Here is a 13,621-nt window from a genome sequence, read left to right as displayed (position 1 = left end):
GGGGCGGGGGCATGCGGTGTCGCCATCCGTGTCTGGAACGGGTTATGCATCTACTGGACGTGGATCGGACCACGTGTCGCATAAGGAAAGGGGGCTGTGATGGATGTTCATGCCAATGGGGCGACGCTGCTGGCCGTGGCGTACTGGGTGGCGGTGCTCACCCTGCTGCTGGCCTTCAGCCTGCTGACGATCATCGTCATCCTGCGGGCGCGCTCGCAATGGCGCGAGCGGCGCGACAAGCGCGCGCAGCAGCACTGGCTGCAGGTGATGCGGCAGGTGCTGGCGGGCAAGGAGGTGCAATTGCGCCTGCTTGGCAAGGACGAAGTCACCGGCTTCATCGAGGTCTGGAACACGACCCATGAGTCGCTGTCCCAAGCGGATTCGGCGCGGCTGTTGCCGCTGGGGCATCGCGTGGGGCTGGTGGACGCGGCGCGCCGCATGCTGCGGGGCAACTACCACGATTGCGCGATGGCGATCATCGCGCTCGGCCACCTGCGCGACCGCAGCGTGTTCGACGAACTGGTGCCGTTCCTCAACGACCACAGCCCCATCGTTTCGCTGTGCGCGGCGCACGCGCTCGGGCAGGTCGATCCGCCCCAGGCGATGGCGATGTTCGTGCCGATGATACTCGAGCGCGACGACTGGATGCCGGGCAACGTGGCACGCATCCTGGCCCGTAACGAGGACGGCAGCGCAGTGCGCGAGCTCGACAACACGCTGCTGCGCGCCAGCACCAGCTCGATGGTGAAGCTGGTGCGGTTCCTGGCCGACATCGATCCCGATCGGGCCGCCGTGGTGATCCGGCAACTGCTCGACGGCTCGATCGACGACCACGCGATCTCGGTCTGCCTGCAGCTGGTGAACGACAGGCAGGACCGCGAGCGGGTGGCCGGCTTCCTCGACGCGCCGCGCTGGCACGTGCGCATGCACGCGGCGTCGGCGCTGGGGCGCATCGGCGAAGCGGCCGACAGCCAGCGGCTGGAACCGATGCTGGCCGACAAGGTGTGGTGGGTGCGCTATCGGGCCGCGCAGGCGCTGCTGGCGTTGCCGGGCATGGGCGCGGCGGCGATGCGCGAGATGCAGCACCGGCAGGGCGACGCCTACGGCCGGGACATCATCGACCAGGTGCTTTCCGAGCACGACATGGGAGTCGTGGCATGAACACATACCTGAGCGCGTCCGTGGCCAGCCTATCGTATGGGCCATGGGACCAGGTGCTGGTTTCGATCCAGTGGATCTTCATGATCTATTTCGTGGCGATCAACCTGGGCTACCTGATCCTCAACTACATCTCCGCCTACCAGATCGTGCGCTACATGCGCGAGTACCGGGCCAACTACCTGCCGCCCGGCCTGCGCGACTACCAGCCCCCGGTAAGCATCGTGCTGCCCGCGCACAACGAGGAGAAGTCGGTGGTGGCCTCGGTGCACTCGCTGCTCAAGACCAACTACCCCGAGTTCGAGATCGTGGTGGTCAACGACGGTTCCGACGACCACACCCGCGAAGCGCTGATCGAGGCCTTCGGCCTGGTGAAGGTGCCGGAGGCCTATCGTGCCCGCCTGCACACGGCAGAGGTGAGGGGCGTCTATGCCTCGGCGCGCCACCCGCGCGTGCGCATGGTGGACAAGGCCAATGGCGGCAAGTCCGATGCGATCAACGCCGGCGTCAACTGCGTGCGCTACCCGCTGTTCTGCGTGGTGGATGCCGACTGCATCCTGCAGCCGGAAAGCCTTTCGCGGGTGGTGCGGCCGTTCCTGGAGGACCGGCGCGTGGTGGCCAGCGGTGGCGTGTTGCGCGTGCTCAACGGCTGCACGGTCGCCAACGGCATGCTCGCCAAGGTGGGGCTTCCCGACCGTTGGCTGCCCAGCTTCCAGGTGATCGAGTACCTGCGCGCGTTCCTGTTCGGGCGCATGGGGTGGTCGCCGATGAACGCGCTGCTGATCATCTCCGGCGCCTTCGGCGTGTTCTACAAGGAGCGCGTGATCGCCATCGGCGGCTACCGCGACGACACGGTGGGCGAGGACATGGACCTGGTGATCCGCCTGCACCGCAACCTGCGCAAGGAGAAGCGCGACTACCGCATCGTGTTCGTGCCGGACCCGGTGTGCTGGACCGAGGTGCCGACCGACGTCGCCTCGCTGGGCCACCAGCGCGTGCGCTGGCAACGCGGGCTGGCCGAAAGCCTGTGGTCGAACATCGGCCTGATGTTCAGGCGCAACGGCGGCGCGGTGGGCTGGGTGGCGTTCCCGTTCATGCTGGTGTTCGAGTTCCTCGGGCCGATCATCGAGGTGGTCGGCTACCTCTCGATGATCGTGCTGGCCCTGGCCGGGCTGGTGCCGCTGAAGGGCTTCCTGATCTTCCTGGCGGCGGCGGTAGGCATGGGCATGCTGCTCTCGGTCAACGCGATGCTGCTGGAGGAGCTGTCTTTCGGCCTGTATGCAAAGCCGGTGCAGCAGTTGCGCCTGTTCCTGGTGGCGGTGCTGGAAAACTTCGGCTACCGCCAATTGAATTCCTGCTGGCGCTTCTACGGCACCCTGCTCTGGCTGTTCGGGTTGCGGAAGCACCACCGGTGGGGCCACATCCAGCGCGATGGCTCGTGGCACCACGACCAGGCGGAAGAGGAAGCGATGCCCATCGACGCGCAGGCCGGCGGGAGCCACCACTCATGAAATGCAGGAATCCAGCCGTGGCCACGCAACGGCGCCCCACCCGCACGCTCCGCACCCTGTGCCCACTGCTGCTGGCGTTGACGGCGTTTTCGCCCTGCCTGATGGCGCAGTCCGCCGCTCCCGACTCGCTGACGGTGCAGATGGCGCAGATACGCCAGCTCGCGACCGGCGGCCAGCGGCAACTGGCGATCCAACGCTACACGGACCTGCTGGCCGCACACCCTGGCAACGGCGACCTGCTGCTGGCGCGCGGACGCACCTACGCCTGGGACGGGCAATACGATGCCGCCGAAAGCGACCTGCGCACGGTGGTGCAGCACAGCCCGGATTACGCCGATGCCTGGTCGGCGCTGGGCGATGTCTATCGCTGGAGCGGCCACCCGCAGCAGGCGGCCGATGCCTACTCGCACTGGGTGACGCTGGCGCCGCGCGACCCGGACGCGTACATCGCGCGCGGTCGCGCCCGGCGCGACCTGGGGCAGCTCGCCGCCGCCCGCGCCGACTTCGATGCCGCCGCGACGCTGGGGGCGAACCCCGCCGAAGTGGACAGCCTGCGGCAAAGCCTGCAACCGCGCGCCACCAGCCTCACCACCGGCTACGACTGGGGCGCCTCCCTCGGCTGGGACCACACCGGCTTCACCGGCGGGCAGCAAGGCTGGAACGACATCGACCTTTCGCTGCGCCGCTATTTCAGCCAGGGCTCGCTCGCCCTGGAGTTGCTGCGTTCCGACCACTTCGGCATCAACGACAATGCCTGGGCGCTGGATGGCTACGTGCCGCTCTGGTCGCGCGCCTACGCCAACCTGCGCTACCAGCAAGGCCCCAGCTCCGGCGTCCTGCCGCAGCAGGAGTGGCGCGCGGAAGTGTTCCAGGGCGTGGGGCGCGGCTGGGAATTGTCGGCCAGCGTCGATCACCTGCGCTTCTCCGGCGACACCCAGTTCTACGGCGTCGGCGTGGGTCGCTACTGGGGCAACTGGTATGCGCGCTACAAGCTGCAGTACGTGCCGGGCGTGGGCTCCGGCAGCTGGAGCAACCGCTTCCTGCTGCGCAACTACTACCGCGGCGACGCCTTCGACTATCTGGAAGTGAGCGTCAGCAATGGCCGCAGCACCGACTTGAACACCTATGGCACCCAGGTGATGAACAACAGCGCGGCCATCGGCATCGCCTGGAGCCACTATCTGTCGCCGCAGTGGGGTTTCAAGCTGAGCGCCGGTTACGCCGAAGGCAGCGACATCCCCGGCGTCAACGAGCAGCTTCTCTCGCTGACCCTGTATTCGCTATGGTGAGGGCATCGTCGGCCGCCGCCGCCGCGGCGCAGGGCAACCTCTGGTCGCGTTTCGCCGCCGCGTTCCCGGCGCTGCTGCCGGCGCAACTCGCGCTGGTGGCCTGCGCGGTCGTCGACGGCGTCGCCGATGCCGCCTGGGGCGGCGACCAGAAATGGGCCGTCGCCGGCATCGCACTCGCGCAGGCGGCGCTGGTGCTGCTGCGCGCGGTGCCGATCCTGCTGCTGTTGTCGCTTCCGCTGCTGGCCCTGCGGCGGGAGCGCTTGCGCATCGTGGCGCTGGCTGCGTTGTGGTCGCTGTTCGTCGTGGCGCAGGCCGGGCTCGACCAGTACTTCCAGGTGGCGCACGTGCCGCTGGGGGCGGACCTGTTCGGCTACAGCGTCGCGGAAATCCGCACCACCCTGTCCGGCGACACGCCGCTGGCCCCGCGCAACGTGCTGGCGTATGTCCTGCCATTGCTGCTGCTGTGGGGTGGCCTGTACCTGGGCGTGCGCCGGTGGGCCGCCGGCTCCATGCGGTGGACCTCGCTGCTGCTGGTCGCCGGCCTGCTGGCGTGGTCGTTGCCGCTGCCGACGGGCGCGCAAGCCTTGCGCAACGACGCGGCGCGCGACCTGGCCGGCAACAAGCTGGCATGGTTCTGTGCCGATGTCTGGCGCTGGTCGAAACGCGATGCCGTGGCGATGCCCGCGTCCGGCAAGGCTGCGACGGCCGGCGCCGACGAGCCGCCGCTGGACCCGCAGTTCCCGTTCCTGCATCCGGAGCAGACGCCGGACACGCTGGGCCCGTACTTCACCCCCACCTCCGACGGCCGCCCGCCCAACGTGGTGATGATCGTGGTCGAAGGGCTGGGGCGCTCGTTCTCGGGGCCGCAGGCGTCGCTGGGCAGTTTCACGCCCTTCCTCGACGGGCTGGCGGCGCGCAGCCTGTACTTCGACAACTTCCTGTCCAACCAGGGCCGCACCTTCGGCGTGCTGCCCAGCCTGTTCAACTCGGCGCCGTTCGCCAAGGAGGGTTTCACCTCCCTGGGCGCGCGCATGCCGCCGGGCCCGGGGCTGTTCAACCTGCTTGAGCAGCAGGGCTACCACACCGCGTTCTACAACGGCACCGACACCACCTTCGACGACGAGCGCGCCTTCATGCAGCTGCAGGGCGTGCAGCATCTGGTGGACAGGAAGGGTTTCGGCCCCGGCTACCAGCTCAACCCCTTCAGCGAATGGGGCTACCCGGACAAGGAACTGGTGTCGCGCGTGCTGGCCGACAGCGCGCAGCTGCAGGCGCCCTTCCTGCTGGCGATGCAGACCATCTCCATGCACACCGCCTACCAGTTCCCGGGCCAGGACGCCTGGCGCGTGCGCTTCGAACAGCGCCTGCGCGAGCTGCACGTGCCCGATGCGCAACTAGCGTCGTACCGGGCCGACGCCGACATCTACAGCACCATCCTCTATACCGACGACCAGCTGCATCGCTATTTCGACGCCGTGGCGAAGCAGCCGTGGTACGCCGACACCATCTTCGTGGTCACCGGCGACCATCGCCTGCCGGAGATCCCGATGGGCGAGCACATCGACCGCTACCACGTGCCGCTGATCGTCTTCTCGCCGCTGCTCAGGCAGGCCAGGCACTTCCGTGCCGTGTCCTCGCAGCTGGATGTCACGCCGTCGCTGCTGGCGCTGCTGTCGCATACCTACGGGCTGAAGCGGCCGGCGCAGACGCCGTGGCTGGGCACCGGCCTGGACGTGGCCGACAGCTTCCGCAACATCCACCACCTGCCGCTGCAGCAGACCAAGACCAGTGCGCCGGACTACCTGGCCGGCCGCTGGTGGCTGCACAACGGGCAGCTGTTCGAGCTGCAGGACGGCATGCACCTCGCGCCCGCGGACGATGCCTTCGCGCTCGAGTGGGTGACGCGTCGCCTGCAGCGCTACGAGCAGGCGAATGCGATCTTCATGCAGAAGCTGGCGCTCGCACCCGACGGCGCCAAGCCGAAACTGGTGGCCTACCAGGAGGTGGCGCAAAAAGAGCCGGCCATCGGCGAGGCGCCGGTCATGCATGGCCTGTCGACGGACGCGACCGAGGTGACGGTTGCCGGCCACGGCCTGCAGCTGACGGCGATGTTCGGCAACGGCGATGCGCAACAAAGCCGCGCGTTCGTGCCGCTGGCCGTGCTCACCGCCGAGGACGGCCACGAACTGCAGGAAACCTACGGCCACACCATGCAGCTCCCCGCGAACGGGCACCAGCAGGTGCAGCTGAGCCTGCAGCGTCCCGATGCCTGCAGCAGCCGTTGCTACGTCTCGGTATTCCCCTCCGATCCGCAGACCGGCAAGGCGATCGGGCAAGGGCGGTACCACGTGCCGGTGGATGCCGGCGCCGCAGCCGGCAGCGCGCCGTGAACCGCCTCGCCGGCCTGGGCCTGCTGCTCCTGCTGTGCGCGTTGCCGGCCGGCGCGATGGCCCGCGCCAGCCGCGCCGTCTGGACCTGGGAGGCCGACTCCTACGCCATGGTCAGGGACCCTGCCGTCGCGCAGGAAGCCGTGAGCTACCTGCAGTCGCAGCACATCGACACGGTGTACCTCTACGCCGACGCGTACCAGGGCCGCGACCTGCTCGTCGAGCAGCCCGCGTTGTACCGCGCCTTCATCGAACGGCTGCACCGGCAGCACATGAAGGTGTACGCGCTGCTGGGCTCGGCCTACCTGCACACCGAGAATTACGTGTTGCCCGCCTATCGCCGGCAGGCCGAGGCCATGTTCCGCCGGGTGGTGCAGTACAACGCCGGTATGCCGGCGGCGGCACGCTTCGACGGTGCCAACCTGGACATCGAGCCGCACATCCTCGACGAGTGGAACGACGGCAGCCGCGAGCGCCTGCTCACCGATTTCCTGGACATGGGCGACGCGCTGATGAAGATCAAGCGCGAGTACCACGCCACCCTGGCCGTGGGTCCCGCCATCCCGTTCTGGCTGGACGGCATCGACGTGGTGTGGAACGGCGCCAGGCGCCCGGTGAGCGAACACGTCATCGACCTGTTCGATTACGTCGCGTTGATGGACTACCGCCACAAGGCCGAGGGCCGCGACAGCATCCTCTCGCACGCCGCCAGCGAAATCGCCTACGCCGACCGCGTCGGCAAGAAGGTGGTGATCGGCCTGCAGGTGTCGCCGGACGACCCGGAGAAGGTCACCTTCGACCAGGCGGGGCCGAAAGTGTTCGAGCAGGCGCTGGGCACCGTGGAACAGGCATTGCGCAACGATCCGTCGTTCGCCGGCTTCGCCATCCATCACTACCGCACGTACCGGGCCTGGATCGAGCGGAATCGCGATTGAGCGCCGGGTCCGGTCCCGCACCAGATTCACGTCCCGCCGCACCCGCCCGTTGCCTTGCGCGACGCCCTCCCTGCATGCCTTGGATGGCGCGCGGGTCCTGCCCGTGGCGTCAGTTCTTTCCCACTGCGCCGTCGACCACTTCGAAACCGCTGTGCGCCACCGGCTTGCCATCCAGCGAGATTTCCACCACGTATTTGCCAGCGGGCCAGCGGTTGGGGTTCTGCACTTCGAACGTGGTGACGGCGGGGCCGTCGGTGGCGATGGTCTGGCTGAGCTCGTTGACCAGCACGCCCTGGCCCTCCAGATAGCGCCAGCGCGCGTCCAGCCTGGCGCCGCTGGCGTGGCCGGTGGTGGCGACGCTGGCGTAGATCGTGTGGGTGTCGGCGCTGAAGCGGGTGGCCGGCATGGTCACGGCATAACCGGCGTCGATCGCGGTGCCGAGGGTGAGGGCGGCCACGCGCAGGCCCTGGTCGACCGCGGCGGCGGTCCTGGGCGCGCTGCCGGCGGGGGCGGGCGCGGGTGCCGTCGCCGCGGGTGCTGGCGCCGGTTTGCTGCTTTGCGCCTTGGCCGGCGCCGTGGTGCCTGGCGCGCTTGCCGTGTCGCCATGCCGGTGGCAGCCGCACAGCAATGCGATGGCGCAGCACAGGGCGAGTGGTCGGGCGTGACGGTGCATGGCGCAACCCCTGGTGGTGGCGGCGATGCCGCCGCAGTCGAGTCCCGTCGAGGCTAGTGGCAAGGGTCTGAAGCGCGAGTTACTGCAGGGGGGGGCCACGGGCTATTGCCGCGCGCCGCGGAGGTTGTCCGGCGTGGCCGGCGCGCTGCTGCGGAACGGGTTGATGTCCAGCCCGCCGCGCCGGGTGTAGCGCGCGTACACGCTGAGCCGCGCGGGCACGCAGCGCGCCGTCACGTCCATGTAGATGCGCTCCACGCATTGTTCGTGGAATTCGGTGTGCGTGCGGAAGGAGACCAGGTAGCGCAGCAGGCCTTCGCGATCGATCGGCGCACCGCGGTAGGCGATCTGCACGCTGCCCCAGTCGGGCTGGCCGGTGACCGGGCAGTTGGAGCGCAGCAGGTCGCTGACCAGGGTTTCCTCGACCACGCCGGCGCCCGCGTCGGCGCGCAGGTAGTCGGCCTTGGGCGGGCCGTAGTCGTCGATCGCCACCGGCAGGTCGTCGATGGATTCACCCGCCAGGTCGGCGAAGGCATGCGCGGCGGTGCGGGCAGGACGCAGGGTCACGTCCACCGCGGCGCCGGCGGCGGCTCCCAGGTCCTTCTGCAACAGCGCACGCAGCGCATCCGTGCTGGCCAGCGGCTCCTGCGCGAAACCGTTCAGGTACAGCTTGAACGACTTCGATTCGATGATGTTCGGCGAGCCGGCCGGCACGCGGAATTCGGCCACCGCCAGTTGCGGCTTGCCGCGTGCATCCAGCCACGAAAGTTCGTACGTATTCCAGATGTCGCAGCCGTGGAAGGGCAGCGGTTCGTCCACGCCGATCTCCGCGCGCTTGGCGGCGCGGGGTATGGGAAACAGCAGGCTGGGGTCGTAGCGGTCGATGTAGACCGTGTCCTTGCCGAGTAGGGATTGGTCGGGCGTGCTCATTCGCCTAGTGTAACGGTGACTTCTGGCCTATCCCTCCGCCGCGCCGGCTTCCTATAGTGGGCCGGTCGCCCACGACCGAACCTCCCCGATGAAAACTCCCCTCCCGGCCGTCGCCGCCCTGTTCGTTGCCGCCGCGCTGTGCGCGCCTGTCCATGCACAGGACAAGGCTTCCGCCTTCGATCCCCAGGCGCTGTTCGCACCGCTTTCCCTGCCGTATCCGGCCAATGCGTTCCGCGACGGCGCCGGCAGGCCCGGCCCGGAGTTCTGGCAGAACCGCGTCGACTACGACATCAAGGCCAGCGTCGACCCGGCCACGCACGGCCTGGCCGGCGACGAGACCATCACCTACACCAACAACAGCCCCGATGCATTGGATGCGGTGTGGGTGCAGCTCGACCAGAACATCTACAAGCCCGATTCGCGCGGCGCCATCGCCTCGCCGTGGCGGCTCAAGCATGGCGAATCCAGCGATGGCTACCAGCTCGACGCGGTGGAAGTGGACGGCAAGCCAGTGCATTACCTGGTGGACGACACGCGCATGCGCGTGGACCTGCCCGCGACGCTCAAGGCCAAGGGCGGCCAGCTCAAGCTGCGCATCCGCTACCACTACACCGTGCCCGGCGTGTGGGGCGGGCGCACCGCGGTCACGCCGAGCAAGAACGGCGACATCTACGAGATCGCGCAGTGGTTCCCGCGCATGGCGGTGTACGACGACCTGCGTGGCTGGGACACGCTGCCCTACCTCGGGCAGGAGTTCTACCTCGAATACGGCAACATCGATTACGCGGTGACGGTGCCGTGGAATTACCTGGTGGAAGGTTCCGGCCAGCTGGTGAACCCCGATCAGGTGCTCACCGCCACCGAGCGCCAGCGTCTGGCCGCGGCGGCAAACAGCGACAAGACGGTCTACATCCGCAAGCCGGAGGAAGTGAACGATCCTTCCTCGCGCCCCGCGCGCAGCGGCACGCAGACCTGGCGCTTCCACATGGAGCACACGCGCGACGTGGCCTTCGCCGCCTCGCCTGCCTTCGTGTGGGATGCCGCGCGCATCAACCTGCCCGACGGCAAGCACGCGATGGCGATGTCGATCTACCCGGTCGAGGGCGTGGGTGCGGACAAGTGGAACCGCTCCACCGAATACATCAAGGGCGCGGTCGAGCACTTCTCGTCGAAGTGGTATCCGTACCCGTGGCCGAACGCGATCAATCTCGGCGGCCATGGCGCGGGCATGGAATATCCGGGCATCGTGTTCGACGGCTATACCGACAGCGGCGCGCCGCTGTTCTGGATCAGCGCCCACGAGATCGGCCACACCTGGTTCCCGATGGTGGTCGGCTCCAACGAGCGCCGCAACGCGTTCATGGACGAGGGCTTCAACACCTTCATCGACGTGTACGCGTCGGATGCCTTCAACCATGGCGAATACGGACCCAAGCGCGACGGCGAATACGCGCCGCAGGGCGGCAACCCGGTGGACGACATCCTGCCGCTGCTGGCCGACCCCGATGCGCCCACGCTGATGGCGCACGCCGATTCCATCAGCGAGAAGTACCGCCACCCGCTCACCTACTTCAAGGGCGCGCTGGGCCTGATTTTGCTGCGCGAGCAGATCCTCGGGCCGGACCGCTTCGACCCCGCGTTCCGCGCCTACATCCGCACCTGGGCCTACCACCATCCCACGCCCTCGGACTTCTTCCGCTTCATGGACAGCGCGGCGGGCGAGGACCTGTCGTGGTGGTGGCGCGGCTGGTACTTCCACAACTGGCAGCTCGACATGGGCATCAGCGGCGCCAGCTACGTGGACAACGACCCGGCCAAGGGCGTCACGGTGAACCTGGTCAGCAAGCAGAAGCTGGTGATGCCGGCCACGCTGCGCGTGGACTTCGCCGACGGCACGCACCGCGACATCCGCCTGCCGGTGGAAACCTGGCGCTTCGGCGCCACGCCCAAGGTGACGCTGGATACGGACAAGCGCATCGGCAAGCTGGAGCTGGATCCCGACCACAAGCTGCCCGACGCGGATCGCTCCAACAACAGCTACACGATGCCTTGAGCATCGTCCTCCCCCTGCGAACAGAGGGGGAAAGGCAACCCGCGCAAGCCTTCATCCGCTCCCGAACCGCCCCCTGCACACAGGGGGCGGTGTGTTTCGGCCGTCGCCTGCCGCAGCGGGGTGCACGCTCCTGGCGACGTCCAGCCGGGCGACGGGCATTCGCGGCCGCCATCCGGCGCGGGCAAGGAGCAGTTGCCATCAATTGCGCCGAAATCCGGCAGGTTCCGCGCCGGCAGCTTGCCTAGAATGCGCGCTGCGCTTCATCCACCAACCGTCTACACAGGGGGTAGTCATGGTTTTCGGCATGCGTTCGTCCGCGGCGTTCCTCGCGCTTCTTCTGGCCACCGGTGCCTATGCCGCCGACGGGCAGGTGCAGGTGCTCAGCGCCACCGTCAAGGACCAGAAGATCGCCGGGGCCACGGTGATCCTGCAGAAGAACGGCGAACAATCGGTCACGGCCCAGACCGATGCGCAGGGCAGGGCGGTGCTGGATGCCGGTGCGCTGGCCGACGGCGGTTCGCTGATCATCGTCAAGAAGGACGGCTATTCCGACCTCGTGGCCAAGTGCCCGTGCAGCGGCCTGACCTATGCGCTGAGCCCGGTGATGAACGGCCTCGACGGCCTGCGCATCGTGTTGACCTGGGGCGCGACACCGAAGGACCTGGACTCGCACATCGTCTACCCCGGCAACAACATCTATTGGCGCAACCGGCGCGGCACCGACGCCAACCTCGATGTCGACGCCACCCAGGGGTTCGGGCCGGAAACCGTCACGCTGGAGCGCAAGCACCAGGGTGAGACCTATGTCTATGCCGTCCACGATTACACCGATCGGCACGTACCCGGCACGAACGACCTTTCCGCCAGCCAGGCCAAGGTGTTCGTCTACGTGGGCCAGTCACTGGTGCGCACCTATTACGTGCCGCAGGGCCAGGCCGGCAACCTGTGGACGGTGTTCCGCATCACCGGGGCGGGCGAAATCCAGGACATCAACACGATGCGTGGCGTCGACGTGGCCGCAGAGAACGTGCTGGATACCCTGAGCGACGCCAGCAACGAGCAGAACCATGTGGTTGCCGCCAACCAGGCGCCCGTCGATCCCGCCCGTGCCCATGCCTCGAACCAGTCCGGCGAGAAGGCCTACCACGCGGGCCAGCTGGACAACGCCATCGCGCTGTACAACCAGGCCATCGGGCAGGACCCGAATTACGGCCAGGCGTACAGCAACCTCGGGCTCGCCTACCAGAAGGCGGGGCGCAAGGCCGAGGCGATCTGGGCCGACCGCAAGGCGCTCGCTCTCGCCAGCGGCCCCACCGCCGCCACCGTGCGCGCCAGCTCGTACTACAACATCGGCAGGATGTACGAAGAAGCCGGCGACTTCGCCAGTGCGCTGCAGAACTACCAGGCGGCCAAACGCGAAAAGGCCAACCCGACCTACGACAGCGCCATCGAGCGCGTTGGCAGCCACCACTGACCTCCAGCAGCCCCCGCACGCCGGGGGCTTTTCTCATACCGGGATACGCCCATGCGCAAGCCAGTCATCCTGCTTGGCCTGTTCCTTCTTGCCGCCGGCCCGCTGCATGCCGCCGGCCCCAGTGCCGTCGCTTCGATGGATCGCGGACTCTGGCCCGATCCCATCGATACGGCGGCCTCTTTCGACCGTGCCTCCCGCGCGGAACTGCTGGCCTTCGGCCATGCGCTGAGCGAAAGCGAGCAGTTGGGCGACGACAGCCTGCGCGACGCGCTCAAGCTCAAGCAGCTCGATCGCGCGGCGGTCGACCGCATGCGCGGCATCTACTGGCATCGCCTGGCCGCGAACTATGCCCTGGCCGCCACGCACTGCGGCACGGGCGAACCTTTCTGCGCAGGCGGCTCCGATGAAGCCGCCTTCAGGAAGGCAGCTGCCGCCTTCACTTCGGTCCGCGACGACCGCTACGCGCCGTGGTTGCAGGGAGCCGAAACGTTCCACCGCGTCTATCTCTACGAACTGCTGCGCCTGGCCTCGCTGTTCCCGCGCGTGAGCAGCGAAGTGGACACCTATTCGCCGCGGGAACTGAGCGGCAACGAACTGGCGGACCGCCACTTCCTGCTCACCTTCGACGACGGCCCGACGGCCGCCGGCGGCAATACCGGCAAGCTGCTGGCCGTGCTGCGCCGCGAGCACCTCAATGCCACGTTCTTCCTGCTCGGCAATTCCCTGCAGGCGCGATTGCGGCAGACGCCCGCCAGCGAACTGGCGGCCGACTACCAGGGCATGTGCACCGGTTCCCACGGATGGGAACACAAGTCGCACAGCGCGTGGCCCGAATGGCAGGATTCGGTCATGCGGAGCAGCGCGCTCGTGCATGACACGTTGCCGGCCAGCTACGTGCCGTTGTTCCGTCCGCCCTATGGCCAGCGCCGCTCCGACAGCGGTGCCTTCTTCGATGCCCAGGGCCTGCGCGTCACGCTGTGGAACATCGACTCGCAGGACTGGAGCGCCAAGGTCGATGCCGACCAGGTCAAGCAGCGCGTGCTGACGCTGATGCTGCTCTGGCGCCGCGGCGTCATCCTGTTCCACGACATCCACGTCAAGGCGCAGACGGCGGTGCCGTGGCTGGTCGACCAGACCCGGGGCACCGGCGTGCAGTGGATCGATTGCCATTCGTTCCCTGCGTCGTGACAGAGCCTGTCCGCGATCCCCCACGG

The 13,621-nt window shown here is 68.1% G+C and carries 10 protein-coding genes; 8 read left to right on the top strand and 2 right to left on the bottom strand.

From position 1 onward, the window contains the following. The first annotated feature begins 99 nt into the window (after positions 1-99). The 5 genes from IHE47_RS16510 to IHE47_RS16490 are packed head-to-tail and all read left to right on the top strand — an operon-like array spanning position 100 to position 7,280. Positions 100-1,161: a HEAT repeat domain-containing protein gene (locus tag IHE47_RS16510; RefSeq protein WP_192107881.1), complete on the top strand. Its 1,062-nt coding sequence runs from the start codon at positions 100-102 to the stop codon at positions 1,159-1,161. Then, entirely contained in the window at positions 1,158-2,669 is a 1,512-nt protein-coding gene (locus IHE47_RS16505) for a glycosyltransferase (RefSeq protein ID WP_192107879.1), read from the top strand. Before IHE47_RS16510 ends, IHE47_RS16505 begins: the two co-directional genes overlap by 4 nt. A gap of 17 nt (positions 2,670-2,686) precedes the next feature. Continuing rightward, complete coding sequence (locus IHE47_RS16500) at positions 2,687-3,958, top strand: YaiO family outer membrane beta-barrel protein (RefSeq protein ID WP_192107877.1); 1,272 nt, start codon at positions 2,687-2,689, stop codon at positions 3,956-3,958. Next, positions 3,952-6,348, top strand: coding sequence for an LTA synthase family protein (locus IHE47_RS16495; RefSeq protein WP_192107875.1), 2,397 nt, complete (start codon positions 3,952-3,954; stop codon positions 6,346-6,348). Before IHE47_RS16500 ends, IHE47_RS16495 begins: the two co-directional genes overlap by 7 nt. Further along, complete coding sequence (locus tag IHE47_RS16490) at positions 6,345-7,280, top strand: hypothetical protein (protein ID WP_192107873.1); 936 nt, start codon at positions 6,345-6,347, stop codon at positions 7,278-7,280. The genes IHE47_RS16495 and IHE47_RS16490 overlap by 4 nt, the downstream gene beginning before the upstream one ends. 109 nt (positions 7,281-7,389) lie before the next feature. On the opposite strand, the gene IHE47_RS16485 is transcribed toward IHE47_RS16490, so the two are convergent. Together IHE47_RS16485 and queF are read right to left on the bottom strand one after the other, a co-directional pair. Beyond that, positions 7,390-7,953, bottom strand: coding sequence for a hypothetical protein (locus IHE47_RS16485; protein ID WP_192107871.1), 564 nt, complete (start codon positions 7,951-7,953; stop codon positions 7,390-7,392). Positions 7,954-8,055: 102 nt separating this feature from the next. Beyond that, complete coding sequence (gene queF / locus IHE47_RS16480) at positions 8,056-8,880, bottom strand: NADPH-dependent 7-cyano-7-deazaguanine reductase QueF (RefSeq protein ID WP_192107869.1); 825 nt, start codon at positions 8,878-8,880, stop codon at positions 8,056-8,058. Between the two features lie 88 nt (positions 8,881-8,968). On the opposite strand from queF, the gene IHE47_RS16475 reads away from it, so the two are divergent. The 3 genes from IHE47_RS16475 (at position 8,969) to IHE47_RS16465 (ending at position 13,595) form a co-directional block, all read left to right on the top strand. Next, positions 8,969-10,933, top strand: coding sequence for a M1 family metallopeptidase (locus IHE47_RS16475; protein ID WP_192107867.1), 1,965 nt, complete (start codon positions 8,969-8,971; stop codon positions 10,931-10,933). A gap of 304 nt (positions 10,934-11,237) precedes the next feature. Beyond that, positions 11,238-12,407: a tetratricopeptide repeat protein gene (locus tag IHE47_RS16470; protein ID WP_192107864.1), complete on the top strand. Its 1,170-nt coding sequence runs from the start codon at positions 11,238-11,240 to the stop codon at positions 12,405-12,407. 51 nt (positions 12,408-12,458) lie between these two features. After that, on the top strand, positions 12,459-13,595 hold the full coding sequence (locus IHE47_RS16465; RefSeq protein WP_192107863.1) for a polysaccharide deacetylase family protein: 1,137 nt from the start codon (positions 12,459-12,461) through the stop codon (positions 13,593-13,595). The last annotated feature ends 26 nt before the right edge of the window (positions 13,596-13,621 follow it).

Origin of the sequence: Rhodanobacter sp. DHB23 (assembly GCF_014842975.1) — a bacterium.
Lineage (GTDB): Bacteria > Pseudomonadota > Gammaproteobacteria > Xanthomonadales > Rhodanobacteraceae > Rhodanobacter_A.
This window is presented reverse-complemented; position numbering and strand designations above follow the sequence as displayed.

Coding starts and splice junctions, on each gene's coding strand:
- IHE47_RS16510 (WP_192107881.1), top strand. CDS start 100: ATGGATGTTCATGCCAATGGGGCGACGCTGCTGGCCGTGGCGTACTGG.
- IHE47_RS16505 (WP_192107879.1), top strand. CDS start 1,158: ATGAACACATACCTGAGCGCGTCCGTGGCCAGCCTATCGTATGGGCCA.
- IHE47_RS16495 (WP_192107875.1), top strand. CDS start 3,952: ATGGTGAGGGCATCGTCGGCCGCCGCCGCCGCGGCGCAGGGCAACCTC.
- IHE47_RS16485 (WP_192107871.1), bottom strand. CDS start 7,953: ATGCACCGTCACGCCCGACCACTCGCCCTGTGCTGCGCCATCGCATTG.
- queF (WP_192107869.1), bottom strand. CDS start 8,880: ATGAGCACGCCCGACCAATCCCTACTCGGCAAGGACACGGTCTACATC.
- IHE47_RS16475 (WP_192107867.1), top strand. CDS start 8,969: ATGAAAACTCCCCTCCCGGCCGTCGCCGCCCTGTTCGTTGCCGCCGCG.
- IHE47_RS16470 (WP_192107864.1), top strand. CDS start 11,238: ATGCGTTCGTCCGCGGCGTTCCTCGCGCTTCTTCTGGCCACCGGTGCC.
- IHE47_RS16465 (WP_192107863.1), top strand. CDS start 12,459: ATGCGCAAGCCAGTCATCCTGCTTGGCCTGTTCCTTCTTGCCGCCGGC.